The sequence below is a fragment of the Streptomyces sp. SLBN-8D4 genome, from assembly GCF_049739545.1.
Lineage (GTDB): Bacteria > Actinomycetota > Actinomycetes > Streptomycetales > Streptomycetaceae > Streptomyces > Streptomyces canus_C.
The window spans coordinates 2,758,253-2,784,542 of sequence record NZ_JBMGQC010000001.1 but is presented as its reverse complement, the minus strand read 5'-3'; the positions used below and the strand labels follow the sequence as shown (position 1 = coordinate 2,784,542).

Annotated in this window: 23 protein-coding genes; 12 read left to right on the top strand and 11 right to left on the bottom strand. The window is 71.1% G+C overall.

Features of this window, described 5'->3' with window-relative positions; translation table 11 throughout:
- The first annotated feature begins 210 nt into the window (after positions 1-210).
- The 8 genes from RKD20_RS12180 (at position 211) to RKD20_RS12145 (ending at position 8,810) form a co-directional block, all read left to right on the top strand.
- Positions 211-897 carry a response regulator gene (locus tag RKD20_RS12180; RefSeq protein ID WP_424877755.1) on the top strand — a complete coding sequence of 229 codons (687 nt, stop codon included), beginning with the start codon at positions 211-213 and terminating at the stop codon, positions 895-897.
- A 118-nt stretch (positions 898-1,015) separates the two neighbouring features.
- Positions 1,016-3,739 carry a DNA translocase FtsK gene (locus RKD20_RS12175; protein ID WP_424877754.1) on the top strand — a complete coding sequence of 908 codons (2,724 nt, stop codon included), beginning with the start codon at positions 1,016-1,018 and terminating at the stop codon, positions 3,737-3,739.
- 244 nt (positions 3,740-3,983) lie between these two features.
- Positions 3,984-4,820, top strand: coding sequence for a helix-turn-helix domain-containing protein (locus RKD20_RS12170; protein ID WP_424877753.1), 837 nt, complete (start codon positions 3,984-3,986; stop codon positions 4,818-4,820).
- A gap of 93 nt (positions 4,821-4,913) precedes the next feature.
- On the top strand, positions 4,914-6,410 hold the full coding sequence (gene rimO, locus RKD20_RS12165; protein ID WP_424877752.1) for a 30S ribosomal protein S12 methylthiotransferase RimO: 1,497 nt from the start codon (positions 4,914-4,916) through the stop codon (positions 6,408-6,410).
- On the top strand, positions 6,407-7,246 hold the full coding sequence (gene pgsA, locus RKD20_RS12160; RefSeq protein WP_424877751.1) for a CDP-diacylglycerol--glycerol-3-phosphate 3-phosphatidyltransferase: 840 nt from the start codon (positions 6,407-6,409) through the stop codon (positions 7,244-7,246). The genes rimO and pgsA overlap by 4 nt, the downstream gene beginning before the upstream one ends.
- Positions 7,243-7,788: a CinA family protein gene (locus tag RKD20_RS12155; RefSeq protein WP_424877750.1), complete on the top strand. Its 546-nt coding sequence runs from the start codon at positions 7,243-7,245 to the stop codon at positions 7,786-7,788. The genes pgsA and RKD20_RS12155 overlap by 4 nt, the downstream gene beginning before the upstream one ends.
- A gap of 109 nt (positions 7,789-7,897) precedes the next feature.
- Positions 7,898-8,278 (top strand): helix-turn-helix domain-containing protein, encoded by a 381-nt coding sequence (locus tag RKD20_RS12150; protein WP_007385114.1) that lies wholly within the window; start codon positions 7,898-7,900, stop codon positions 8,276-8,278.
- A gap of 208 nt (positions 8,279-8,486) precedes the next feature.
- The gene (locus tag RKD20_RS12145; protein ID WP_424877749.1) at positions 8,487-8,810 is read left to right on the top strand and encodes a hypothetical protein; all 324 of its coding nucleotides are present in this window, start codon (positions 8,487-8,489) and stop codon (positions 8,808-8,810) included.
- Here RKD20_RS12145 and RKD20_RS12140 read toward each other — a convergent pair.
- From RKD20_RS12140 to RKD20_RS12125, 4 genes are all read right to left on the bottom strand, one after another.
- On the bottom strand, positions 8,758-9,522 hold the full coding sequence (locus RKD20_RS12140) for an SDR family NAD(P)-dependent oxidoreductase (RefSeq protein ID WP_424877748.1): 765 nt from the start codon (positions 9,520-9,522) through the stop codon (positions 8,758-8,760). The genes RKD20_RS12145 and RKD20_RS12140 overlap by 53 nt on opposite strands.
- 32 nt (positions 9,523-9,554) lie before the next feature.
- Positions 9,555-10,418, bottom strand: a complete 864-nt coding sequence (locus RKD20_RS12135; RefSeq protein WP_424877747.1) for an Fpg/Nei family DNA glycosylase — start codon at positions 10,416-10,418, stop codon at positions 9,555-9,557.
- A gap of 122 nt (positions 10,419-10,540) precedes the next feature.
- Positions 10,541-15,499: an ATP-dependent helicase gene (locus RKD20_RS12130; protein WP_424877746.1), complete on the bottom strand. Its 4,959-nt coding sequence runs from the start codon at positions 15,497-15,499 to the stop codon at positions 10,541-10,543.
- 291 nt (positions 15,500-15,790) lie between these two features.
- Positions 15,791-16,708, bottom strand: coding sequence for a hypothetical protein (locus RKD20_RS12125; RefSeq protein ID WP_424877745.1), 918 nt, complete (start codon positions 16,706-16,708; stop codon positions 15,791-15,793).
- 79 nt (positions 16,709-16,787) lie between these two features.
- Between RKD20_RS12125 and RKD20_RS12120 the strand changes: the two genes are divergently transcribed.
- Positions 16,788-16,982 (top strand): DUF3046 domain-containing protein, encoded by a 195-nt coding sequence (locus RKD20_RS12120; RefSeq protein WP_007385121.1) that lies wholly within the window; start codon positions 16,788-16,790, stop codon positions 16,980-16,982.
- A gap of 124 nt (positions 16,983-17,106) precedes the next feature.
- Positions 17,107-18,366 (top strand): AI-2E family transporter, encoded by a 1,260-nt coding sequence (locus RKD20_RS12115; RefSeq protein WP_424877744.1) that lies wholly within the window; start codon positions 17,107-17,109, stop codon positions 18,364-18,366.
- An 11-nt stretch (positions 18,367-18,377) separates the two neighbouring features.
- On the opposite strand, the gene RKD20_RS12110 is transcribed toward RKD20_RS12115, so the two are convergent.
- Both RKD20_RS12110 and RKD20_RS12105 read right to left on the bottom strand, forming a co-directional pair.
- On the bottom strand, positions 18,378-19,181 hold the full coding sequence (locus RKD20_RS12110; RefSeq protein ID WP_424877743.1) for a hypothetical protein: 804 nt from the start codon (positions 19,179-19,181) through the stop codon (positions 18,378-18,380).
- Positions 19,178-19,594, bottom strand: coding sequence for a hypothetical protein (locus tag RKD20_RS12105; protein WP_424877742.1), 417 nt, complete (start codon positions 19,592-19,594; stop codon positions 19,178-19,180). Before RKD20_RS12105 ends, RKD20_RS12110 begins: the two co-directional genes overlap by 4 nt.
- Positions 19,595-19,925: 331 nt before the next feature.
- On the opposite strand from RKD20_RS12105, the gene recA reads away from it, so the two are divergent.
- Both recA and recX read left to right on the top strand, forming a co-directional pair.
- Positions 19,926-21,050, top strand: a complete 1,125-nt coding sequence (gene recA, locus RKD20_RS12100) for a recombinase RecA (RefSeq protein ID WP_020121808.1) — start codon at positions 19,926-19,928, stop codon at positions 21,048-21,050.
- Positions 21,051-21,054: 4 nt separating this feature from the next.
- Positions 21,055-22,005 carry a recombination regulator RecX gene (gene recX, locus RKD20_RS12095; protein WP_424877741.1) on the top strand — a complete coding sequence of 317 codons (951 nt, stop codon included), beginning with the start codon at positions 21,055-21,057 and terminating at the stop codon, positions 22,003-22,005.
- 115 nt (positions 22,006-22,120) lie between these two features.
- On the opposite strand, the gene RKD20_RS12090 is transcribed toward recX, so the two are convergent.
- From RKD20_RS12090 to RKD20_RS12070, 5 genes are all read right to left on the bottom strand, one after another.
- Complete coding sequence (locus RKD20_RS12090) at positions 22,121-22,654, bottom strand: cysteine dioxygenase (RefSeq protein ID WP_424877740.1); 534 nt, start codon at positions 22,652-22,654, stop codon at positions 22,121-22,123.
- Positions 22,655-22,730: 76 nt separating this feature from the next.
- Positions 22,731-22,778 (bottom strand): hypothetical protein, encoded by a 48-nt coding sequence (locus RKD20_RS12085; protein ID WP_309506048.1) that lies wholly within the window; start codon positions 22,776-22,778, stop codon positions 22,731-22,733.
- A gap of 116 nt (positions 22,779-22,894) precedes the next feature.
- Positions 22,895-24,499, bottom strand: coding sequence for an FAD-dependent monooxygenase (locus tag RKD20_RS12080; protein WP_424877739.1), 1,605 nt, complete (start codon positions 24,497-24,499; stop codon positions 22,895-22,897).
- Positions 24,500-24,687: 188 nt separating this feature from the next.
- Positions 24,688-25,602, bottom strand: coding sequence for an amino acid ABC transporter permease (locus RKD20_RS12075; protein WP_424877738.1), 915 nt, complete (start codon positions 25,600-25,602; stop codon positions 24,688-24,690).
- The gene (locus tag RKD20_RS12070) at positions 25,599-26,267 is read right to left on the bottom strand and encodes an amino acid ABC transporter permease (protein ID WP_028808363.1); all 669 of its coding nucleotides are present in this window, start codon (positions 26,265-26,267) and stop codon (positions 25,599-25,601) included. Before RKD20_RS12070 ends, RKD20_RS12075 begins: the two co-directional genes overlap by 4 nt.
- Between the last annotated feature and the right edge of the window lie 23 nt (positions 26,268-26,290).

Here is a 26,290-nt window from a genome sequence, read left to right as displayed (position 1 = left end):
TGAGTGTGCCCGACGCCGTGTAGAAGTACGGGATTCGGGGAACCTTCTGGTCTCCCGCTACGTTTCTGCTACGTGCACAGTGACATCACGGTGACAGGGTGTGGCGACAGACAGGGTGCGGCTACGATGACCGGCACAAGGACGGGCGGCGAAAGGGAGTCGTCCCCAGGGGCGGCACCCGGTGCACATCCGGGGCGAGGAGGGCGGGCCATGGTGCAGAAGGCCAAGATCCTCCTGGTCGATGACCGGCCGGAGAATCTGCTGGCGCTGGAGGCCATCCTCTCCGCGCTCGATCAGACACTGGTGCGGGCATCGTCCGGGGAGGAAGCGCTCAAGGCGCTGCTCACGGACGACTTCGCGGTGATTCTGCTGGACGTCCAGATGCCTGGCATGGACGGTTTCGAGACCGCGGCGCACATCAAACGGCGGGAGCGGACCCGGGACATCCCGATCATCTTCCTCACCGCCATCAACCACGGGCCGCATCACACCTTCCGGGGGTACGCGGCGGGTGCGGTGGACTACATCTCCAAGCCGTTCGACCCGTGGGTGCTGCGCGCGAAGGTCTCGGTGTTCGTCGAGCTCTACATGAAGAACTGCCAGCTGCGCGAGCAGGCGGCGCTGCTGCGGCTCCAGTTGGAGGGCGGCGGCGCAGGCAAGGCGGCGATCGGGGACGCGAAGGAGCCGGCGGGGCTGCTAGCCGAGCTGTCCGCGCGGCTCGCCGCGGTCGAGGAGCAGGCCGAGGCGCTCTCCAAGCAGTTGGACGACGAGTCCGCGGACGCGGCCGCGGTGGCCACCGCAGCCCATCTCGAACGCAAACTCACGGGGTTGCGGCGGGCGCTGGACGCGCTGGAGCCGGGCACCGGGAGTGCCCCGTCGGTCCCCTCGCAGAACTGACGCTCGCCGAAGGAGCTCTTGAGCCCGCGTCAGTTCGGCACCCCACCAGAAGCGACACGAACGGGTGAAGCAGCGGGCACACGTGTCCGCGGTCGTCTCCACCGGTAACCTCACACTCATGGCCTCACGTCCCTCCGCAGCCAAGAAGCAGCCCGCCAAGAAGGCTGCCGCTCCCGCGAAGGGGCCGGCGAGGAAGGCGCCTGCGAAGAAAGCACCGGCGAAGAAGGCGCCCGCCAGGAAGGCCGCGGCGAAAAAGGCCGTGCCGCCGAGGCCGGCGCCCAGCCCGACCGGAGGCGTTCTCCGGCTCATCCGCGCCCTCTGGCTCGGCGTCGCCCATGCCGTGGGCGCTGTGTTCCGGGGAATAGGGCAGGGTGCGAAGAACCTCGACCCCGCGCACCGGAAGGACGGCGTGGCACTCCTGCTGCTCGGCCTCGGCCTGATCGTGGCCGCCGGTACCTGGTCGAACCTGCACGGGCCCGTCGGCGACCTCGTCGAGATCATCGTGACCGGCGCCTTCGGCCGGCTGGACCTGCTCGTGCCGATACTGCTCGCGGTCATCGCCGTACGGTTCATCCGCCACCCCGAGCAGCCCGAGGCCAACGGCCGGATCGTGATCGGCCTGTCGGCGCTCGTCATCGGCGTCCTCGGTCAGGTCCACATCGCCTGCGGCGCACCGGCCCGCAGCGACGGCATGCAGGCGATAAGGGACGCCGGCGGCCTCATCGGCTGGGGAGCGGCGACCCCGCTGACGTACACCATGGGCGAGGTCCTCGCCGTACCGCTGCTCGTGCTGCTGACGGTCTTCGGGCTGCTCGTCGTCACGGCCACCCCGGTCAACGCCATTCCGCGACGGCTGCGGGAGCTCGGTGTGCGGCTCGGGATCCTCCCCGACCCGGCGGAGGACGAGTTCGGCGAGGACGACGAGCGCTACGACGAGCAGTGGCGCGAGGCGCTGCCCGCGCGCGGACGCAAGCGAGGTCCCGCGCCTGAGTCGTACGACCCCGACGGAGCGGAGCAGGAGGCCCTCTCGCAGCGTCGTGGGCGCCCCCGGCGGTCCGCGGTACCGCAGCCCGCGATGGACCGGCGGATGGACGCCGTGGACATCGCCGCGGCCGCCGCCGCCGATCTGGACGGCGTCGTCATGCACGGCCTGCCGCCCTCGCCGCTGGTCGCCGACCTCACCCAGGGCGTCAGCGTGGGCGACCGGGTGGAGACGACCCCGGTACCCACTCCGGTCCCGGCCGCGCGGCCCAAGCAGGAGGCGCGTCCGAAGCAGGAGAAGCTCAAGGTCGAGGTCGCCGACCTCACCAAGCCCGCTCCCGAGGCTCCGAGCGAGCTGCCCCCGCGCGCGGAGCAGCTCCAGCTGTCCGGCGACGTCACCTACGCGCTGCCCTCCCTCGACCTCCTGGAGCGCGGTGGCCCGGGCAAGGCGCGCAGCGCGGCCAACGACGCCATAGTCGCCTCTCTGACGACCGTCTTCACGGAGTTCAAGGTCGATGCCGCCGTCACCGGCTTCACGCGCGGACCGACGGTCACGCGCTACGAGGTCGAGCTCGGGCCCGCCGTGAAGGTCGAGCGGATCACCGCGCTGGCCAAGAACATCGCGTACGCCGTCGCCAGTCCGGACGTACGGATCATCAGCCCGATCCCCGGCAAGTCCGCGGTCGGCATCGAGATCCCCAACACCGACCGGGAGATGGTCAACCTCGGTGACGTGCTGCGGCTCGCGGCGGCCGCCGAGGACGATCACCCGATGCTGGTCGCGCTCGGCAAGGACGTCGAGGGCGGCTATGTGATGGCCAACCTGGCGAAGATGCCGCACGTCCTCGTCGCCGGAGCCACCGGTTCCGGTAAGTCGTCGTGCATTAACTGCTTGATCACTTCCATCATGGTCCGCGCGACCCCCGAGGACGTGCGCATGGTCCTCGTGGACCCCAAGCGCGTGGAGCTGACGGCCTATGAGGGCATCCCGCACCTGATCACGCCGATCATCACCAACCCGAAGCGGGCCGCCGAGGCGCTCCAGTGGGTCGTACGGGAGATGGACCTCCGCTACGACGACCTGGCGGCCTACGGCTTCCGGCACATCGACGACTTCAACGAGGCCATCAGGAACGGCAAGGTCAAACTGCCCGAGGGCAGCGAGCGTGAGCTCCAGCCGTACCCGTATCTGCTGGTGATCGTCGACGAGCTCGCCGACCTGATGATGGTCGCCCCGCGGGACGTCGAGGACGCGATCGTGCGGATCACCCAGCTCGCGCGCGCGGCCGGCATCCACCTGGTGCTCGCCACGCAGCGGCCGTCGGTGGACGTCGTCACCGGTCTGATCAAGGCGAACGTGCCCTCGCGGCTCGCCTTCGCCACGTCCTCGCTCGCCGACTCCCGGGTCATCCTCGACCAACCGGGTGCCGAGAAGCTGATCGGCAAGGGCGACGGGCTGTTCCTGCCGATGGGCGCCAACAAGCCCACCCGTATGCAGGGCGCCTTCGTGACCGAGGAAGAGGTCGCGGCGATCGTCCAGCACTGCAAGGACCAGATGGCGCCGGTCTTCCGGGACGACGTCGTCGTGGGCACCAAGCAGAAGAAGGAGATCGACGAGGAGATCGGCGACGACCTCGACCTGCTGTGCCAGGCGGCCGAGCTGGTCGTCTCCACGCAGTTCGGCTCGACCTCCATGCTCCAGCGCAAGCTGCGGGTCGGGTTCGCGAAGGCGGGCCGGCTGATGGACCTGATGGAGTCCCGGGGCATCGTCGGACCCAGCGAGGGCTCCAAGGCTCGTGACGTTCTTGTGAAGGCTGACGAACTGGACGGCGTGCTCGCGGTGATCCGCGGGGAGGCTTAGAGGGAGCCCGACGCGGGTGCGGCCACCGATGTTCGATCGTGACTCACCCGTAAGGGATCATCGAGCAACCGTTTCCCTTCGGCGTACGTCAAGTTGAGGGAAGCAAAAAGCTGCTGCCCCACCATCGGCGTGTTCGGCCATTCCGATGGCGTACAAAGTCCCACCGCCCGGTTGCCCCACCCTTTCGCACCCCCCCTAGACTGAACCTCCAGCACAGGTGGCTAAACGCTCGAAAGGCGCCCCCGTGTCCATCGGCAACTCCCCTGAAGACGAGCGTCCGTTCGAAGACGACCCGCAGGAAGCCCACCTCTCCGTCGGCCACGCCCTGAAACAGGCGCGGATCGCGGCCGGGCTGACCGTCGACGACGTCAGCAACGCCACCAGGGTTCGCATCGCCATCGTGCACGCCATCGAGGCGGACGACTTCGCCCCCTGCGGTGGCGACGTGTACGCCCGGGGCCACATCCGGACCCTGGCCAAGGCCGTCCATCTGGACCCGGCCCCTCTTCTGGACCAGTACGCCGCCGATCACGGCGGCGGGCGTCCGGCCCCGACCCCGGCCGCCCCGCTGTTCGAGGCGGAACGCATCCGTCCCGAGCGGCGCGGACCGAACTGGACCGCGGCCATGGTCGCCGCGATCGTCGCCGTGGTCGGCTTCGTCGGCTTCACCGCCTTCAAGGGCGACGACGGCGGCGGGACGACACAGGTGGCCGACGGCACCACGCCCGCCACCAGCAAGTCCCCGACGCCCAAGTCCGACAAGACCCCCAAGGACCCGAAGCCCACGCCGTCCGACAGCGCCATCGCGGCAGCGCCCCAGGACAAGGTGACCGTGCAGGTCAGCGCCGCCGACGGCAAGAGCTGGATCCTCGCCAAGGACCACAACGGCCGGACCCTCTTCGACGGACTGCTCAAGCAGGGCGACTCCAAGACCTTCCAGGACAGCGACAAGATCAACCTCGTCCTCGGTGACGCCGGAGCCATCCAGCTGTACGTGAACGGCAAGAAGATCGACGACGACTGGCAGCCCGGAGCCGTGGAGCGCCTGACGTACACGAAGGGCGACCCGCAGGTCGGCTAGGCAGCTGTTCGGTTTCTCGCTCTGAAGGGGTTGGCCACGATCGGCCAACCCCTTCGACGTGGGGTGTCAGTGGGACGAAGTAGTCTTGAGCCCATGCCTGAACGCCGTACCGTCGCACTCGTCACTCTTGGCTGCGCCCGCAACGAGGTGGACTCGGAGGAGCTCGCAGGCCGTTTGGAGGCGGACGGCTGGGATCTCGTGGAGGACGCCGCAGACGCGGATGTCGCCGTCGTCAACACCTGTGGCTTCGTCGAGGCCGCCAAGAAGGACTCGGTCGACGCCCTCCTGGAGGCCAACGACCTCAAGGGGCACGGCAGAACCCAGGCCGTCGTGGCGGTGGGCTGCATGGCCGAGCGTTACGGCAAGGACCTCGCCGAGGCGCTGCCGGAAGCGGACGGGGTGCTCGGCTTCGACGACTACTCCGACATCTCCGACCGGCTCCAGACCATCCTCAGCGGTGGCATCCACGCCGCCCACACCCCGCGCGACCGGCGCAAGCTGCTGCCGATCAGCCCGGCCGAGCGGCAGGACTCGGCGGCGTCCGTCGCGCTGCCCGGACACGGCCCGGCCGCCGAGGCCCCCGAGGCGGCGCCCGCAGACCTTCCGGAGGGGCTCGCTCCGGCCTCCGGCCCCCGTGCGCCCCTGCGCCGCCGTCTGGACGGCTCCCCGGTCGCCTCGGTCAAGCTCGCCTCCGGCTGCGACCGGCGCTGCTCCTTCTGCGCCATCCCGTCCTTCCGCGGCTCCTTCATCTCCCGCCGCCCCTCGGACGTCCTCAACGAGACGCGCTGGCTGGCCGAGCAGGGCGTCAAGGAGATCATGCTGGTCTCCGAGAACAACACCTCGTACGGCAAGGACCTCGGCGACATCCGCCTGCTGGAGTCCCTGCTGCCCGAACTCGCCGAGGTGGCCGGTCTCGAACGCGTGCGCGTCAGCTACCTCCAGCCTGCCGAGATGCGGCCCGGCCTGATCGACGTGCTCACCTCCACGCCCAAGGTCGTGCCCTACTTCGACCTGTCCTTCCAGCACTCCGCCCCCGGCGTGCTGCGCGCGATGCGCCGCTTCGGTGACACCGACCGCTTCCTGGAGCTCCTCGACACCATCCGGGGCAAGGCCCCCGAGGCCGGCGTGCGCTCCAACTTCATCGTGGGCTTCCCCGGCGAGACCGAGGCCGACCTCGCCGAGCTGGAGCGGTTCCTGAACGGCGCGCGACTGGACGCCATCGGTGTCTTCGGGTACTCCGACGAGGAGGGCACCGAAGCGGCGACGTACGAGAACAAGCTGGACGAGGACGTCGTCGCGGAGCGGCTGGCCCACATCTCCCGGCTCGCCGAGGAACTCGTCTCGCAGCGCGCCGAGGAGCGCGTCGGCGAGACCGTGCACGTGCTGGTCGAGTCCGTCGACGAGGAGGGCGTGTACGGCCGCGGAGCGCACCAGGCCCCCGAGACCGACGGCCAGGTGCTGCTCACGAGCGGCGAAGGTCTGAGTGTCGGTCGTATGGTCGAGGCGAAGGTGGTCGGTTCGGAAGGTGTCGACCTGGTGGCCGAGCCGCTCGACGGCTCGCTCGCGTGTAGTGAGGAGGCGGGCAGATGACCGGAGTACCGGCGTCCGCTGCGGGTGGCCCCTCCGCCGCGAAGGGCGGACCGGCGGGCGCGGTCTCGGGCGCCGCGTCCGGCGTGGCACCGAGCGCTCCCTCGGACGCGGTCTCCGGTACGGCCGCCGCGGTGCACGCCGGTGCCGTCCCCGCGGTGGATGTCGTTTCCGAAGCGGCGTCGGAGGTCGGCGGCGACTCCGGTGCGAAGCCCGCGCGCGGGGGGAAGATCGCGGCCGCGGCCGTCAACCAGGCCAGCGTCTGGAACATCGCCAATCTGCTGACCATGCTCCGGCTGCTCCTCGTGCCCGGCCTCGTCGCCCTGATACTGGCCGACGGCGGACACGACCCAGCATGGCGCTCGTTCGCCTGGGCGGCCTTCGCGATCGCCATGATCACCGACCTGTTCGACGGGCACCTGGCGCGCACCTACAACCTCGTCACGGACTTCGGGAAGATCGCCGACCCCATCGCCGACAAGGCGATCATGGGAGCGGCGCTGATCTGTCTGTCCGGGCTCGGCGACCTGCCCTGGTGGGTGACGATCGTCATCCTCGGCAGGGAACTCGGGATCACCCTCCTGCGTTTCCTCGTCATCCGGTACGGCGTGATCCCGGCGAGCCGGGGCGGCAAGCTCAAGACCCTCAGCCAGGGCATCGCCGTAGGGATGTACATCCTGGCGCTGACGGGGTGGCTGGCCACCGCGAGGTTCTGGGTGATGGGTGTGGCGGTCGTGCTGACCGTCGTGACCGGGCTCGACTATGTGAGACAGGCCATTGTGCTGCGCAGGCAGGGAATCGCCGAGCGCCGGGCGGCGTTGGAGGAGACGGAAGCGTGAATTCCTCGGCCGCCCAAGTGGTGCGACTACTCACCGTGAAGGGTTGGACGCTCGCGGTCGCCGAGTCGCTCACGGGCGGACTGGTTGCGGCGGAAATCACAGCGGTACCCGGCGCGTCCCAGGCGTTCCGGGGTTCGGTGACCGCCTACGCCACCGAACTGAAGCGGGAGCTGCTGGGGGTCGACGCCACCCTGCTGGACCAGCGAGGTGCGGTGGACCCGCAGGTCGCGGCTCAGATGGCGGCCGGAGTGCGCAAGGCACTCGGCGCCGACTGGGGCATCGCGACCACCGGAGTCGCTGGCCCGGAACCGCAGGACGGCAAGCCCGTCGGAACGGTATTCGTGGCCGTCGACGGCCCCTTCGAGGGCGCTTCCGAGGCAGTCAGTGGCGGGAAAGTGACCGCGCTGCGGTTGAACGGCGACCGTGCGGAAATTCGTATGGAGAGTGTACGGAGCGTACTCGCACTCCTCCTGGAGGAGCTGGCGAGCGAACAGACCGGGAATGAGCGGGCACAGGATACGGAACGGAACGGGGGGTTTTGATGTTTGCAGCCCTGAGTGAACACGACATCGCTCCCCGCACGGCCGCGGCGCAAGGCGGTACGGTGGGGCGTGAAGGATGCGGCTACGCGGTCCGAGGAGGGAGCCACCGATGATTCTGCTCCGTCGCCTGCTGGGTGACGTGCTGCGTCGGCAGCGCCAGCGCCAGGGCCGTACTCTGCGCGAAGTCTCCTCCTCCGCCCGAGTCTCACTCGGCTATCTCTCCGAGGTGGAGCGGGGGCAGAAGGAGGCTTCCTCCGAACTGCTCTCCGCGATCTGCGACGCGTTGGACGTACGGATGTCCGAGCTCATGCGGGAAGTGAGCGACGAGCTCGCCCTCGCCGAGCTGGCCCAGTCTGCTGCGGCCACCCCCAGCGAGCCCGTACCGGCGCCTGTGCGCCCGATGCTGGGTTCCGTGTCGGTGAAGGGTGTGCCACCGGAACGGGTGACCATCAAGGCGCCGAGCGAAGCTGTGGACGTCGTAGCGGCGTGACACTCGCGCTCGGTCAGCCATGAGCTGATGGCTCGCCGAGAGGAAGTCTGCGAGGCCCCGGACGGGTTTCTCCAGCTGGTCTGGAGAGGCGCCGGTCGGGGTTTTCGTGCATCTTGGAGCGACGGCCGCGTCGATGCGTCCGTGTGCCCTTGGTGCGCCCTCCCCGTGGGTGCGGCGGCGGTCTAGCGTCCGGGCTGGAGGTGGCTGCATGGCGGGGCCGGCAGTACGCCGGGGGGTGGCTCTCGGGTTCGGGGCACTGTGGTGGTGGGCCGCGGCGCGACTGGTGCTGGCGCCGGACGCCGGGGTGCTCGAAGGGGCGGTCGCGGCGGGTGGGTGGGGGCTGAGCCTGCTGCCGGTGCACTGTGTGCCGAAGACGCGGGCCGCGGGAGCCGTAGCCGCTGGGCGGTGGGGTCAGGCGTGGCGGGCGGGCAAGCCTGGCGGCGCCGGGCCGGCCGGGCGGCCCGCGGAGCCGGGAGCGGTTACCACGGCATCGCCACGCCGCCGTTCGGGCGGAGGATCTGGCCCGTTGTGAAGGACGAGGCGTCGGAGGCCAGGTAGAGCACGGCGTGGGCGATGTCCTCCGGTGCACCCACGCGCTTGAGCGGTGACATGCGGGACATGAGCGCTTCGGTGTGGGCCTGGGCGTCCTCGTCGTGGCGGTCGGTCATCGGGGTGCGGATCCAGCCGGGTGCGACGGCGTTGACCCGGATGCCGTACGGGCCGACCTCGGTGGCCAGGGTCTTCGTGAGTTGTACGACGGCCGCCTTGGCCGCGCCGTAGCAGAGCAGGCCGGCGCCGCCCGTGTCCACGGCGCCGGAGGCCATCGTGACGATGCTGCCCCGCGTCTGCCGGTCGAGCATCAGCCGGGCCGCCTCCTGGCAGGCGTGCAGCACGCCCTTGAAGTTGACGTTCAGAACGCGGTCCAGGTCCTCGTCCCGCGTCTCCAGGACCGGGCTGCTGTGCATGATCCCGGCGACCGCGGCCAGCACGTCCAGGCGTTCGCAGGAGGTGACGGCCTGGTGGAGCTGTCCCCGGTCGGTGACGTCGAGGGGGTGGGTGCGGGCGGTGCCGCCGACGTCCTTGATCAGCGTCGCGGTCTCGTGCAGCCCGGCCGCGTCGAGGTCGGCGCAGTGGACGGTGGCACCCGCTTCGGCGAGCAGGACGGCGGTCGCGCGGCCGATGCCGCTCGCGGCGCCGGTGACGAACGCGGTGCGTCCGGTGAGGTCGTACGCGCTGACGGCCATGGAGCGACGGTACGAGCGTTTCTGACGGGTCGTCAATTAGTTGTACGGCGTGAGGTTCTGGAGTGTGTTCCACCCGGTCCACCCGGTGCCCTGCGGTGTGGGCTCGGGGTCGGGCCGATCTGGCAGGTCGGGCACCAGTAGGTGGGGCGTTCGCGGGAGCCGTCGCCCTGGTCGGCGACCCGGACAGAGGTGCGGCAGCGGAGGCAGGGGCGGGGTGCGCGGCCGTAGACGTACAGGTCCTGGCCGCGGCGGCCGGTCGTGCTGCGGACCGGGCGGTCGCGGTTGACCTCCAGGAGTTTCTTGGCGAGTGCGGGGAGCTGTGCGGCGCGGTCCGCGGGGAGGGCGCCGACGGGGAGCCAAGGGGTGGCGCCGAGCAGGAAGCAGAGCTCGCTCTTGTAGACGTTGCCGATGCCGGCGAGATTGCGCTGGTCGAGGAGAGCCTCGCCGAGGGGGCGGGCCGGGTCCCGGAGGAGGTTGGCGAGGGCGCGCTCGGGGTCCCAGTCCGGGCCGAGGAGGTCGGGGCCGAGGTGGCCGACGGCCTTGTGCTCGTCCGCGGTGCGGAGCAGTTCGAGGACGGGAAGGCGGTAGCCGACGGCTGTGCGGTCGGCGTTGGCCAGGATCGCGCGGATCTGGTGGGTGGGGCCGCCGGTCCAGCGCTGGTTCTCCGCGTACACCTTCCAGGAGCCGTCCATGCGGAGGTGGGAGTGGAGCGTCAGGCCGCCTTGGATGCGGGTGAGGAGGTGTTTGCCGCGGGGGGTGACGTCCAGGACCCTGCGGCCTGTGAGGTCGGCTGTGGCGTACTTCGGCACCCTCAGGTCGCTGCGGGTCAGCACCTTGTCCGCGAGGGCGGTGTGCAGGCGCTTCGCGGCTTGCCAGACCGTGTCTCCTTCGGGCATGGGTCAAGGGTGGCACGGGGGTGAGGGCGGCGGGGTGCGGGGAGGGTGCGGGTGGCCCCTGTGGTGCCTGCTCGCCGTCGGCGGCTGCGGGAGCGCCGACGGCGGCTGTGTGGCGTGTGGGGTCAGGCGCGCAGGCGTAGGCCCCGTGGGGTGGCGATGAAGCCTGCTGTTTCCAGGAGGGTGCCCAGGGGTGAGGTCAGGGCTGAGGTGCCGTTGATGCGTTCCACCGTGACCGTGCCCAGGGAGCCGGCCTTGGCTGCTGCTGCGAGGGCTTCGGAGGCCGTGCGCAGGCGGGGGTCGTCGGTCGCGGTGGTGTCGGGGGCTGAGGGCCAGGCCAGGAGGGTCTTGCCGCCCCGCTCCATGTAGAGCGTGAGCTCGCCGTCCACGAGGACCACCAGGGAGCCCGCCTTGCGACCGGGCTTGTGGCCTGCCTCGGTCGGGGGGTCGGGCCAGGAGAGGGCGGCGCCGTAGGCGTTGGCGGGGTCGGCGGCCGCCAGGACCACGGCTCGGGAGGCTTCCGAAGCGTTCTGCCTGCGGTTGCCGAAGCCGGAACCGTACGCCGAGGTGCCTTGCCAGTGCTGGGGGGTGGGCTGGGGTGGGTAGTCGCGCGGTGAGATGTACTCGTCGCGGGAGACGGGGGAGGCGGAAGACCTGGGACCCACGGATCCGGATGTGAAGTCCGGGCCGGTTTCCGGGCTGGGGGCGTCCGGGTTGTCGAAGGCCTTGGTCCAGTCCCAGTCCTCCGCTGCTGGATCGGCCTGTGCGGGGCCGTGGGACCCGTCAGGTGCCCAGGCGGGCTCCCAGCTGTCGGCAGCCGCGCTCTCCGGGACGGGCTCGCCGCGGTCGCGGGCGTTGGACACCGCGCGGAGGCGGTCGACCGCGCCGTCCATGGCGAACTGGGCGGCGCCAAGCCCCTCCACGACATAGCCGCGGCGGGCCTGGCCGCTGTCCTCGAAGGCGGAGAGGATGCGGTACGTCGCCGAGAAGCCGCCCTCCACGCCCTCCGCCGACACGGCTCCCCGGGTGACCACTCCGTGCCGGTCGAGGAGGGTGCGGGCCAGGGCGTGGGCGCGCACGGTCGGGTCGGCCTCGCGCGGCGGGAGCAGGGACCAGCGGCCGGCGACGGTCGGCGGACCGGTGCGGGAGGCGGTGCGGGCGGCCGCGGTGAGGGAGCCGTAGCGGCCGCGGGGGATCGTGCGCTTGGCGCGGTGGGCGGTGGCGCCTGCGGTGCGGCCGGAACCCAGCAGGGAGCGCATCGGGGTGAGGGTGTCGTTGGTGAGCCGTCCGGACCAGGCCAGGTCCCATACGGCGTCGGCCAGTTGGGGGTCGGTGGCGTCGGGGTGGGTGGTGGCGCGGACCTGGTCGGCGATCTGGCGGAAGAACAGGCCGTAGCCGCCGTTGAGGGCGTCCAGGACGGACTGGTGGAGGGCCGTCAGCTCCAGGGGATGCGGCGGGGGCAGGAGGAGGGGCGCCGCGTCCGCCAGGTACAGGGAGACCCAGCCGTCCTTGCCCGGGAGCGCGCCCGCTCCGGCCCACACGATCTCTCCGGCGGCCGTGAGCTCGTCGAGCAGAGCCGGGGTGTAGTTCGTGACGCGTGACGGCAGGACGAGCTTCTCCAGGGCGGAGGCGGGCACGGAGGCGCCCTGCAACTGCTCCACGGCGCGCACCAGTCCGTCGATGCCGCGCAGGGAGTGTCCCTTGCCGATGTGCTGCCACTGCGGGAGGAACTGGGCGAGGGCCGGTGGCGGCACCGGTTCCAGTTCGTGGCGCAGGGCTGCCAGGGAACGGCGGCGCAGGCGGCGGAGCACGGTCGCGTCGCACCACTCCTGGCCGATGCCCGCCGGATGGAACTCACCCTGTACGACACGGCCGCTCGCGGCCAGCCGCTGCAAGGCGCCCTCGGTGACCGCCGTGCCCAGGCCGAAGCGGGCCGCGGCCGTAGCCGAGGTGAAGGGGCCATGCGTGCGGGCGTAGCGCGCGAGGAGGTCGCCGAGGGGGTCCTTGACCGGCTCGGTGAAGGCCTCCGGGACGCCGACCGGCAGCGCTGTGCCGAGGGCGTCGCGCAGGCGGCCTGCGTCCTCGATCGCCGCCCAGTGTTCGGCGCCGCCGACCCGGACCTTGATCGTGCGCCGGGCGCCGGCGAGGTCCTGCGCCCACTGCGGCTCGGCGCCGCGCTCGGCCAGCTCGGCGTCCGTGAGCGGGCCGAGGACGCGGAGGATGTCCGCGACCCCCTCGGCGTCCTTGACCCGGCGGTCCTCGGTGAGCCACTGGAGCTCCCGCTCCAGCTCGGTCAGGACGTCGGCGTCGAGCAGCTCGCGCAACTCCGCCTGGCCCAGCAGCTCGGCCAGCAGACGCGAGTCCAGTGAGAGGGCCGCCGCCCGGCGCTCGGCGAGGGGCGAGTCGCCCTCGTACAGGAACTGGGCGACGTAGCCGAAGAGGAGGGAGCGGGCGAAGGGGGAGGGCTCGGGGGTGGTGACCTCGACCAGTCGGACCCGGCGGGACTCCAGGTCACCCATCAGCTCGACGAGGCCGGGCACGTCGAAGACGTCCTGGAGGCACTCGCGGACCGCTTCCAGGACGATCGGGAACGAACCGAACTCGCTCGCCACCTGGAGCAGTTGGGAGGCACGCTGGCGCTGCTGCCACAGGGGGGTGCGCTTGCCGGGATTGCGGCGCGGCAGCAGGAGCGCCCGGGCGGCGCATTCGCGGAAGCGGGAGGCGAACAGGGCCGAGCCGCCGACCTGGTCGGTGACGACCTGGTCGACCTCGCCCTTGTCGAAGACCACGTCCGCCGCGCCCACCGGAGCCTGTTCGGCGTCGTACTCGGTGCCGGACCTGGTCGGTTCCCGGTCGAGGAGGTCCAGGCTCATCACGTCGGCGTCGGGCAGCCGTAGGACGATGCCGTCGTCGGCGTGCATGACCTGGGCGTCCATGCCGTAGCGCTCGGAGAGCTTGGCGCCGAGGGCCAGGGCCCAGGGGGCGTGGACCTGGGCGCCGAAGGGGGAGTGGACGACGACCCGCCAGTCGCCGAGCTCGTCCCGGAAGCGCTCCACGACGATCGTCCGGTCGTCCGGGACATGGCCGCAGGCCTCGCGCTGTTCGTCCAGGTAGGACAGGACGTTGTCCGCCGCCCACGCGTCCAGGCCCGCGGTGAGCAGGCGCAGGCGGGCGTCCTCCTTGGACAGGGAGCCCACCTCGCGGAGGAACGCGCCCACCGCGCGGCCCAGTTCGAGGGGGCGGCCCAGCTGGTCGCCCTTCCAGAACGGGAGCCTGCCGGGGACGCCGGGAGCGGGGGAGACCAGGACCCGGTCGCGGGTGATGTCCTCGATGCGCCAGGAACTGGTGCCGAGCGTGAAGACGTCCCCGACGCGCGACTCGTAGACCATCTCCTCGTCGAGCTCGCCGACCCGTCCGCCGCCCTTCTTGGGGTCGGAGCCGGCGAGGAAGACACCGAAGAGGCCGCGGTCGGGGATGGTGCCGCCGGAGGTGACGGCGAGACGCTGGGCGCCGGGGCGGCCGGTGATCGTGCCGGCGATGCGGTCCCAGACCACGCGCGGGCGCAGTTCGGCGAAGGCGTCGGAGGGATAGCGGCCCGCGAGCATGTCGAGGACCGCGGTGAAGGCGGACTCGGGGAGGGAGGCGAAGGGGGCCGCCCTGCGGACCGTGGCCAGGAGGTCGTCGAGCTGCCAGGTGTCCATCGAGGTCATCGCGACGACCTGCTGGGCGAGGACGTCCAAGGGGTTCGCGGGGACCTTCAGGGACTCGATGGAACCGGTCCGCATGCGTTCCGTGACGACCGCCGCCTGGACCAGGTCGCCTCGGTACTTCGGGAAGACGACACCGGTGGAGACCGCGCCGACCTGGTGGCCGGCGCGGCCGACGCGCTGCAGGCCGGAGGCCACGGAAGGGGGCGACTCGACCTGGATCACCAGGTCCACCGCGCCCATGTCGATGCCGAGTTCGAGGCTGGATGTCGCTACGACAGCGGGGAGACGGCCCGCTTTGAGGTCCTCCTCGACCAGGGCGCGCTGTTCCTTGGAGACCGAGCCGTGGTGGGCCCTGGCGATGACCGGGGGCGCTCCCTGAGCCGCGCCTGAGCCGCCCATCAGTTCGGCCGGGGCGTGGTGTTCGTCCAGGGGCTCGCCGGTCGCCCGTTCGTAGGCGATCTCGTTGAGCCGGTTGCAGAGGCGTTCCGCGAGGCGGCGGGAGTTCGCGAAGACGATCGTGGAGCGGTGGGACTGGACGAGGTCGGCGATGCGCTCCTCCACGTGCGGCCAGATGGAGGGGCGCTCCGCGCCTTCGTTGCCCTCGGCGACCGGAGAGCCGCCGAGCTCACCGAGGTCTTCCACCGGGACCACGACCGAGAGGTCGAACTCCTTGCCGGACTTCGGCTGAACGATCTCCACCTTGCGCTGGGGGGAGAGGTAGCGGGCGATCTCGTCGACCGGGCGGACCGTGGCGGACAGGCCGATGCGGCGGGCCGGCTTCGGGAGGAGTTCGTCCAGGCGCTCCAGGGAGAGGGCCAGGTGGGCACCGCGCTTGGTGCCGGCCACGGCATGGACCTCGTCGAGGATCACTGTCTCGATGCCCGTGAGCGCGTCCCGGGTCGCCGACGTCAGCATCAGGAACAGGGATTCCGGGGTGGTGATCAGGATGTCCGGGGGGCGGGTGGACAGGGCCCGGCGCTCGGCCGGAGGGGTGTCGCCGGAGCGGATGCCCACCTTGACCTCGGGCTCGGGGAGGCCCAGGCGGACGGACTCCTGGCGGATGCCGGTGAGGGGGCTGCGGAGGTTGCGCTCCACGTCGACGGCGAGGGCCTTGAGGGGGGAGACGTACAGGACTCGGCAGCGCTTCTTGGGATCCGCGGGCGGGGGTGTGGAGGCCAGCTGGTCCAGAGCGGCGAGGAAGGCGGCCAGGGTCTTGCCGGAGCCGGTGGGGGCGACGACGAGTACGTCCGAGCCCTCCGCGATGGCCTGCCACGCGCCGGCCTGGGCGGTGGTGGGTGCGTCGAACGCACCCGTGAACCAGCCGCGGGTGGCGGGTGAGAAGCCGTTCAGGGCTCGGTGTGCAGGGCTGACCATGCGTCCATCCTGCACCCGGGCACTGACAACGGGTTGCCTCCGGCGGTTGGGCGGGGGCCTGCGGGGGTGCCGGGTCCGGTGTCAGGCGTGCGGGTTCGTTGGGGGGTGGGGTGCCTGCGGCGGCCCGCTGCTCGTCGGTGGGGGCGGGCGTTTTGCGCAGTCCCCCGCGCCCCTGATTCCGGCGGCTCGGCTGGTTCGGTCGGGCTCTGCAACGGACGCCGGCCGCTGCGGGCGGACACCCCCACCCCCTCCCCTTCCCGCCGTACGCGGCTATCGGTCCACCGAGGCGGTTCAACCCACCTCGCGGCCGTATGCGCGCAGGGTCTGCAGGGCCTTGATTGTCGCAATGGGGCGTGCCTCCAGGGCGGTGCTGGGGGCCCACTGGCGTCGGCGGGTCGGCCAGCCGCCGTCCTCCTGCTGTTCGGCCGCGAGGAAGTCCAGCGAGCGGGACATCTCGTCGTCCGTGAACCAGGTGCGCGCCAGGGAGCCCGGCGTCCTCGCGTAGTCGTGCGGGAAGTGGTGCTCGTCCGGGGTGTGGCCCGAGGGGTCCAGCGCGACCATGCGGCGGTCGCGCACCAGGCGGCCGAGGCGGTCGGCGGTCGCCTGTGCGCGTGAGCGGTCGGGGGCGGAGTCCAGGAAGGTCATGGCGGCCTGGATCTCGTCCGGGTGGGACGCCTGGAGGGACTCCACCACCTGCCAGCAGAAGTCCGTGGCCCGGAACAGCCAGGCGTGCCACACCTCGTTGCGGTGCAGCAGACCGACCACGGGGCCGGTGGTCAGCAGTTCGCTCGGGGGGGTGTCCACGACCGGCAGGAAGGGGGCCGTCGGATAGCCGCGCTGGGCGGGAGTGACCGCCGGGAGGGCGCCGTCCGGGGTGGACACCGAGGTGAGATAGCGGCAGACCCGCTCGACGCGCTGTCCGCCGCAGCGTCCGACGGCGTCCAGCACGCGCAGGGCATGAGCGGTGTGCAGGGGCTGGCTGACCGGACCGCGCAGATCGGGCTCCAGGGCGTGGCCGTAGCCGCCGTCCGCGTTGCGGTAGGCGTCCAGGGCCGTCTCCACCGGGTCGGGACCGCCGTTCAGGAAGTGGTACGCGAACAGACGCTGTTCCAGCACACGCGCGGTGAGCCAGACGAAGTGCTCGGCGCGGAAGAGCGGGGAGTGCGCCGGTGGCGTCTGCGGGAGTGGGGAGGCTCCTGTTTCGGGCATGCGTCAGACCGTAGGGCGGAAAGCGGTCTCGGCAGGCGGTCCCGGCCGAGGCCACCCCCAGGGGCGGGATACTGGAGTCATGCGGTTGACGGTTTTCTGGCAGCGGATGGCGGAACACTTCGGTCCGGGGTACGCCGACACCTTCGCGCGCGATCATGTGATGGCGGAGCTCGGTGGGCGCACGGTGCACGAGGCGCTGGACGCCGGCTGGGACGCCAAGGACGTGTGGCGCGTGGTCTGCACCGTGATGAGCGTTCCGGGCGAGCGGCACTGAGACGGCGTGGACGTTCCGGGGAGAAGTGCCGACTCGGCGTGAACATCTCACGCAAGAGGTACTTACCGGTCACGAAGATCGCAGGACGGCAGCCATTGTCACTCGCGTGGGCGAGACTTGCTCCGTGGCACCCACTGACGAGTCCGGGCAGGCAGCCCAGCACGCATCTCCGCTCGGTACCGCACCCCCCACCCGGCCCCCGGCCGAAGGCGCCGGGCCGAACGCCCGCATGCCGCGCTGGCTGCCGCGTGCCATGGTGCTGGCGCTCGCCCTCATCGCCGTGTTCCAGCTCGGCAGTTGGGCCTTCCACCAGCTGATAGGCCTGCTGATCAACATCCTCATCGCGTTCTTCCTGGCCTTGGCCATCGAACCCGCGGTGAGCAAGATGGCCGCGCGCGGCATGCGCAGGGGACTCGCCACCTTCCTCGTCTTCTTCGGCGTGCTGATCGTGACGGCGGGTTTCGTCACACTGCTCGGGTCGATGCTCGCGGGCCAGATCATCAAGATCGTCGAGGACTTCCCGAACTACCTCGACTCCGTCATCGCCTGGATCAACGGGCACTTCCACACCGAACTCAAGCGGGTGGACGTCCAGGAGGGGCTGCTGCGCTCCGACTGGCTGCGCAACTACGTGCAGAACAGCGCCACCGGTGTCCTGGACGTCTCCGCCCAGGTTCTCGGTGGCCTCTTCCAGCTGCTGACGATCACGCTGTTCTCGTTCTACTTCGCTGCGGACGGCCCGCGGCTGCGCCGCACGATCTGCTCCGTCCTGCCGCCCGCCCGCCAGGCAGAGGTGCTGCGCGCGTGGGAGATCGCCGTGGACAAGACCGGCGGCTACATCTACTCGCGCGGTCTGATGGCGCTCATCTCCGGAGTCGCGCACTTCATCCTGCTCCAGGCCCTGGACGTCCCGTACGCGCCCGTGCTCGCCGTGTGGGTCGGCCTGGTCTCGCAGTTCATCCCGACCATCGGCACCTATCTGGCGGGCGCCCTGCCCATGCTGGTCGCCTTCACGGTCGATCCCTGGTACGCGCTGTGGGTGCTGGTCTTCGTGGTGATCTACCAGCAGTTCGAGAACTACGTGCTCCAGCCCAAGCTGACCTCGAAGACCGTCGACATCCACCCCGCGGTCGCCTTCGGCTCGGTCATCGCGGGCACCGCCCTCCTCGGCGCGGTCGGTGCCCTGATCGCCATCCCCGCGGTCGCCACGCTGCAGGCGTTCCTGGGGGCCTATGTGAAGCGGTACGCCGTCACCGACGACCCGCGTGTCCACGGGCACCGCAAGCGGGGCGAGGGGCCCTCGCCGGTCATGCGCGCGCGTGCGCTGTGGGAGCAGCGGCGGCCGGGCACGCAGGACTCCGGCGATGGCGGCAGCTCGTCCTGAGGTCGCCGGACTCAGCAGGTGAGGACGGCCCGCATCGCGGCGCCGATGACGGCCGCGACATAGGAGCCGATCGCCGTGTACAGGAGCCGTCGCCGTAGCGGGTCGCTCCAGCGCGTGCGCGACAGCAGCCAGGCCAGTGCGGGCAGGACCAGGACAGCGTGCAGGCTCACGCCGTGCAGCGGCTTGAGCGGGGCGGTGGAATGGTAGGCCGCCTCCTGGTGGCCGGTGCGGGTGAGGACGACACCGCGCGCGATCATCGCGGCGCCCGAGACGAGGGCGACCAGCAGGATCGCGAACCCCGACCGCACCGCGAGGTCCATCCCCGCCGGACCCGAGGGCCGGTGACGGAAGGAGGCGACCGCGAACACCGTCAACAGCACCACCAGGACCCCGCCGCCCACCGCGAGGGTCATGGACACCGCCGTGTCGAAGGGCGTCTCCATGTCGAGGTGCGAGGGCACCCCGCGCCACGCCTGGAGGGTGATGCCGCCGACCTCCACCACACAGTCCGCCGCGAACACCGCGAGGAGCAGGGCACGTGGCCGCGGGCCGACCCGCAGATACGACGTGACCCAGGTGACCGCGATCAGGGTCACTCCGAAGGACACCCCGAACGTCACCGGCTTGCGCCAGGAGACCGGCCCGTCCCAGGGGCCGCCGTCCACGGCGAACATCACCAGGTGCGCGAGCCCGGAGAGGAGCAGGAGGAGACCGGTGGCGTGACAGAGGCGCTCCACGCGGCGCGCGTCGACGGCCCGCGGCCCCGGTGTCCGGGCCGGCACCGAGGGGGCATCGCTCAGGCCCGGGTCCGTCACGCCCGCGCTCCCTTCCGGGCCGGGCAGGCCGCGGCTCCGGCGATCACGAGGGCGGCGAGGGCGACGAGTTCGGCGATCGTCGAGGCGATGGGCGCGGTGTCACCCGAGGAGGGACGGGCGCCGGTGTTCGGGGTCAGGAGCGCGCCCACCCCGATGGACAGGCCGACACCGAGGGCGAGCCCGGTCGTCCAGCCGTTCGTGCGCCAGATCAGCAGACCCGCTGCCACGAGGGGGATGACGAGCCCGGGCGGCACGGCGGAATGGTCCGCGCCGGCCGCGATCTGCCCGGCGACGGACGCGGCCGGCAGGAGCAGCGCGGACAGGGTCGCGGTCACGGCGGAGCGTCGGGCCGTCCCGCCGTCGCGCCGGAGGGTGGTCGAGGCCGTTTCCCAGGTGCTCGTCGTGGTCTGCATGGCACAAGACTCGCGGGAACGGTCCGTCCGGTCGTCGTACCGTCGAAGGCACCTGGAGTACGCCGCGGGAAGTAGCCGAAGGGGTCGGAGAAGGCCGCCGGAGCGGGCCTCAGGAAGTGTCCCGGGTGCCGCGTGGTGCGCTTGACACGGAAATCGAACATCCATTCATATGGAAGCTCCGGCGAAGTCAACCACGGGCGTTTCGACATGGTTTCCATGGAGAAGTCCCCGAGTTATCCACAGGCTGGACGGGCGTCGGGGCGCATTGTCAGTGGCAGGCGTTAGCGTCTTTGACGTGAAGCGATCGACTCAAGCAAATCGGGTGGAACCCATGGCAGGAACCGACCGCGAGAAGGCCCTGGACGCCGCTCTCGCACAGATTGAACGGCAGTTCGGCAAGGGCGCGGTCATGCGCATGGGCGAGCGGCCGAACGAGCCCATCGAGGTCATCCCCACCGGGTCGACCGCGCTCGACGTCGCGCTCGGCGTCGGCGGCATCCCGCGCGGCCGTGTGGTGGAGGTGTACGGCCCGGAGTCCTCCGGCAAGACGACCCTGACGCTGCACGCGGTGGCGAACGCGCAGAAGGCGGGCGGCCAGGTCGCCTTCATCGACGCGGAGCACGCCCTCGACCCCGAGTACGCGAAGAAGCTCGGCGTCGACATCGACAACCTGATCCTGTCCCAGCCGGACAACGGCGAGCAGGCCCTGGAGATCGTGGACATGCTGGTCCGCTCCGGTGCCCTCGACCTGATCGTCATCGACTCCGTCGCCGCGCTCGTCCCGCGCGCGGAGATCGAGGGCGAGATGGGCGACAGCCACGTGGGTCTGCAGGCCCGTCTGATGAGCCAGGCCCTGCGGAAGATCACCAGCGCGCTCAACCAGTCCAAGACCACCGCGATCTTCATCAACCAGCTCCGCGAGAAGATCGGTGTGATGTTCGGCTCCCCGGAGACCACGACCGGTGGCCGGGCGCTGAAGTTCTACGCCTCGGTGCGCATGGACATCCGCCGCATCGAGACCCTCAAGGACGGCACGGACGCGGTCGGCAACCGCACCCGGGTCAAGGTCGTCAAGAACAAGGTCGCGCCGCCCTTCAAGCAGGCCGAGTTCGACATCCTCTACGGCCAGGGCATCAGCCGCGAGGGCGGCCTGATCGACATGGGCGTGGAGAACGGCTTCGTCCGCAAGGCCGGCGCCTGGTACACGTACGAGGGCGACCAGCTCGGCCAGGGCAAGGAGAACGCGCGCAACTTCCTGAAGGACAATCCCGACCTGGCCAACGAGATCGAGAAGAAGATCAAGGAGAAGCTGGGCGTCGGTGTGCGGCCCGAGCAGCCTGCCGCGGAGCCGGGTGCGGACGCCGCGGTGAGCGCTGTCGCGGACGACGCCGCGAAGGTGCCGGCTCCGGCGGCCGCGAAGGCGACGAAGGCCAAGGCTCCGGCCGCCAAGAGCTGATCCCGTGACACGGCGAACCGACTGGGCCGAGTACGAGGACGCTCCGCGAGGGTGGGGCGGAAGAGGCGACGGGGGTTCTGCCGGGCCGGGCGGCGACGGGCACGGGGACGGCACGGGGCATGGAACGGACGGGGGACACGGCCGTTCGGTGTCGTACGGCGCCGAGGGAGCGTTCGGCGACGACTTCGCGCACGGCACCGGTCCGTCCTACCGCGGCGGGCGTTCCCACAGTGACGGTGGGACGTTCGGCGACGGTGGGCCGAGCGGCGACGAACCCGGTGACGGGACCATGCGTGGTTCCGGGGCGTTCGGCCGGAGCTCGCGTCGAGGCGGCGGAGCACCCGGCGCGGGCGGTCCCCGTGGGCGTCGGCAGCGCCGGCGCGGCTTCGGGGAATCGCCCGGCGAGGACGGAGGCGGCCCCTCCTTGTCGAGGGCCGAGCAGGGGGAGCCTCCGGCGGACCCGGTGGAGCGGGCGCGGTCGATCTGTCTGCGCCTGCTCACCGGGACCCCGCGTACGCGGAAGCAACTCGCCGACACCCTGCGCAAGCGGGAGATCCCGGACGACGTCGCCGAGGAGGTGCTGTCGAGGTTCGAGGAGGTCGGACTGATCAACGACAGCGCGTTCGCGGACGCCTGGGTGGAGTCCCGGCACCATGGCCGGGGGCTCGCCCGGCGGGCGCTCGCCCAGGAACTGCGCACCAAGGGCGTCGACTCCACACTGATCGACGCGGCCGTCTCGCAACTCGACTCCGAGCAGGAGGAGGAGACGGCCCGAGAGCTCGTCGACCGCAAGCTGCGCGCGACACGTGGGCTCGACCGTGACAAGCGACTGCGCCGCCTCGCCGGCATGCTCGCCCGCAAGGGCTACTCCGAGGGCATGGCCCTGCGGGTGGTCCGGCAGGCGCTGGAGGACGAGGGGGAGGAGACGGAGTTCCTCGGCGACGAGGGGTTCTGAAACGGGGGGCTCCGGAACGGGGAGTTCTAGCGAGCCGAGGCGCTGGGCCCGAAGGAAGGGCACTCGGCATAGGGGACGTCGTCCATCAGCGGCCGTAGACCGGCGGTCGGGCCGCTCACTGCCAGTCCTCAGGCCGCTCCACGTGCTCCAGTCGCAGGATCTGCCCCGTGCGGCTGTAGCGGCGGATCTGGGGGAGGGGCGGGTAGTAGGCGTGCACGGAGATGGCGTGGGCGTCGGTGGACTCGTTGAGGACCTCGTGGACGTGGTGCTGCCCGAAAGAACGGCCCTTGCCGGCCGGCAACCGCCGCTCACGGTCCACGTCGTCGGAGAGTTCGAGGGTCTTCCAGCCGTCGGCGGGCAGCCGGGCGGCGAGGGAGTTCTCCTTGAGCTCGCCGCCCGCGGTGATGAAGGCGCCCACCGACTCGGCGTGGTCGTGCCACCCGGTGCCGGTGCCGGGCGGCCAGCCGATCAGCCAGGCCTCGCTGCCGCCGGGCCCCTCCAGGCGGATCCAGGTGCGGCCCGCGGGGTCGAGCGGGAGCGAGTCGATCAGCTCGGCGTCGGCGGCGGTGCGCCGTACGAAGTCGAGGAGTTCGGCCTGGGTGGGCGGCGCGACGGAGGAGACCGAGGGGAGGGCGGGGGAGACAGACACGGGTACCGTCCTGAGAAGAGTTCGCGACAGCGTGCCGTCGCACGGGCGCGGCACGCGGGGAAGAGGAGAGGCGAATTCAGCAGGACGGGCGACACACGCAGCCCGCATAGCGGACGAGGTCCATATGGACCCTCCGCCACAGGCGCACACAGGTGTCGGTCACGATCCGGAGTACACCATGGGGGCGCAGACCGTTTCAACTCACTGTCACTATGTGGACGCACAGTGACAGTGAGCACGTCAACGCGAGCCGGCCCCCGCGTTCGCCTCGGTCTTCGTCGGAGGGCCGCCGAGCGCCGTCTCGGCCGCCGAGTACAGGTCGGCCGGGCGGACCCCGCTCAGCGCCGTGACGAGGTGACCGTCGGGCCGTACGAGAAGGACCGTGTGTGGGGCCGCGCCCGGGTACTCCTCGGCGACCAGGAGCTCGGCGGAGTGCGGCAGCGCGGTCACCGCCGCGGCCAGCCGGGGCATGATTCCGGCGGTCACCCAGTGCTTGCGTTCCCACACCCCGGTGCCCGGCGCGACCAGGAGGACGATCAGTGCGCCGCGGCCGAGGCGCTCGCGCAGCCGTACGAACGACCCGTCCTCGGCGGTGACCCGCACATCCGTGACCGACGCCCCTGGGGGTGTGTCGACGGGTACCTCTCCTTCGAGGTGCCGGGGTGCGAGCGGCGAGTCGGCGTACGCTCCCGGCGCGCCGAGCGGGCCGCGCCCCAAGTGGCCGTCCGTGAGCAACGCGTCGTGGCCGCGGGCCGAGCCGGGCACCACCGAACGCAGGCCCCCTCCGCCACGCAGCAGCGGCAGTGCCTGGTCGGCGGCGCGCAGCCGACCGGCGACGATCGCGCGCCGCTCCGTCTGGTAGCTGTCGAGGAGTGCCTCATGGGGGCCGTGGTGCCAGGCCAGGGCCAGTTTCCAGGCGAGGTTGTCGGCGTCCCGGAGGCCCTCGTCGAGCCCCTGTGTGCCGAGCGCCCCGAGGCAGTGCGCCGCGTCCCCGGCGAGAAAGACCCGGTCGGCGCGCCAGCGGCGGGCCAACCGGTGGTGCACGGTGTGGACGCCGGTGTCGAGGAGTTCGTACGGCGGTGTCGCGCCGCCCGTCCAGCCCGCGAGGGTCTCCCGGACGCGGGCCACCAGGAGCTCGGGCGTGACCAGGTCCTTGCCCGGCGGCAGCAGCCAGTCCAGGCGCCACACGCCCTCGGGGAGGGGACGGGCGGTGATCTCCCCGGCCGACGGCCCGGACGTCCGCCACGGCGGCATCCGGTGGAGCAACGCCCGGTCCTCCCAGGGGAGTTCCGCGCGCAGGGCGGCGACCGCGTGGCGTTCCACGGCCGTACGGCCCGGGAAGCGGATGTCCTGGAGCTTGCGCACGGTGGAGCGCGTGCCGTCGCAGCCGACGAGGTAACTGCCGCGCCACCACGTGCCCTTGGAGCCGCGGGTGTGGGCGGTGACGCCCGAGGGCTCCTGCTCGATGGTGTCGAGACGGCTGTCGGTGATGAGCTTGACCAGCCGCTCCTCGGCGAGGGCGGTGCGCAGGGCGCCGGTCAGGACGTGCTGTGCGAGGTGCAGGGGGGCGTCCCCGGCCTCCTCGAAGTCGACCTCTCGCATCACCTGCTTGCGGCGCATCGACCGCCATCCGGCCCAGTGCACCCCCAGCTCGGTGACTGGCACCCCGGTCAGCCGCGACATGAGGGCGGCGGTGTCCTCGTGCAGTACGGCGGTGCGGGCCAGGCGGGACTCGTCCTTGCCCGGACCCTCGTCGAGAACCACGGAGGGGACCTCCTGACGCGCCAGCGCCAGGGCGAGCGTGAGCCCGACGGGCCCCGCTCCGACGATGATCACCGGGTCCACGACGCGGCGCCCCCTGCCCGCAGCGCAGTGCCGGAAGACGTACGTGAACAGGAGGGTGGGGCAGGGTGCACGATCACAGAACGTATGCAACCCATTGCCGGTGCTTGCGTCAAGTGACGGAGGCAGTGGCGATCATGCCACTGCCTCCGTGTCGTCCGCTCCTGCGGTTCAGGCCACTTGACCGACCGTCAGAATCCGCCGCCGCCGGTGTTCTCACCGGTTCCGTAGGCGCCGCGCACGGCGGCCGGGTTGACCTCCACCGTGTCCTCGCCCAGCACCGCGCCCGTGCTCTTCTTGCTGCGCCGCAGCCTCTTCTCCAGCCAGCTCGCGAAGCTGGTGAGGAGGAAGTTGACGATGATGAAGATGATGCCGACGACGATGAAGCTCGGAATGACGTTGGCGTAGTTGGCCGCCAGCGTGCTGCGGGAGTTGAGCAGCTCCGTGAAGCCGAGCATCACGCCGCCCAGCGCGGTGTCCTTCACGATGACGACCAGCTGGCTGACGATGGCCGGCAGCATCGCGGTGACCGCCTGCGGGAGCAGGATGCTGGACATCGTCTGCCCCTTGCGCAGGCCGACCGCGTAGGCCGCCTCCGTCTGTCCCCTGGGCAGCGAGAGGATGCCGGCCCGGACGATCTCGGCGAGCACCGAGGCGTTGTAGAGCACCAGGCCGGTGACGACGGCGTACAGCGGCCGCTGTTCGCTGCTGATGTCCGTGGAGCGGACGTAGAACTCGTTGGCGAACAGCATCAGCAGCAGCACCGGGATCGCCCGGAAGAACTCGACCACGGTGCCAGCCACGCCCCGCACCCAGGCGTGGTCGGACATGCGGGCGATGCCGAAGACCGCGCCCAGCGGAAGGGCGATCACCATGGCGATCGCCGCTGCCTTGAGGGTGTTGCCGAGGCCGGGCAGGAGGTACGTCGTCCAGGCCTCACTGGTGGTGAAGGGCTCCCAGAGACTCCACTCCAGCTGGTTCTTGTCGTCCATCTTGAGCCACACCCACCACAGCAGGAGGGCGAGGAGGAGGGTGAAGACGACCGACAGGAGGACGTTGCGCCGTTTGGCGCGGGGTCCCGGAGTGTCGTAGAGGACCGAACTCATCGCTTCACCGCCAGTCGCTTGGCGAGCCAGCCGAGGAGGAGGCCGGTCGGCAGGGTCAGTACCACGAAGCCGAACGCGAAGACCGCGCCGATGGCGAGCGTCTGGGCTTCGTTCTCGATCATGGTCTTCATCAGGGTGGCGGCCTCGGCCACGCCGATCGCGGCCGCCACGGTGGTGTTCTTGGTCAGCGCGATCAGCACGTTGGCCAGTGGGCCGATGACCGAGCGGAAGGCCTGCGGGAGCACGATGAGGCGCAGGGTCTGGCCGAAGTTCAGCCCGATCGCGCGGGCTGCCTCGGCCTGGCCGAGCGGCACCGTGTTGATGCCGGAACGGATCGCCTCGCAGACGAACGCAGCGGTGTAGACGACGAACCCGAGCACCGCCAGCCGGAAGCCCTGGACGTCGAAGTTGTCCGCCGCGCCCATCGTCACACCGAAGATGTCGGCGAGACCGAGCGAGGCGAAGACGATGATGACCGTCAGGGGGATGTTCCGGACGATGTTGACGTAGGCGGTGCCGAAGCCGCGCATCAACGGGACCGGGCTGACCCGCATCGCGGCCAGCAGGGTGCCCCAGATCAGGGAGCCGACGGCGGACAGAGCGGTGAGCTTCACCGTCATCCAGAACGCCCCGAGGACGTCATAACCTTCTAGAAAGTCGAACACGATCTCCCGCGCTTCCGGGTGTG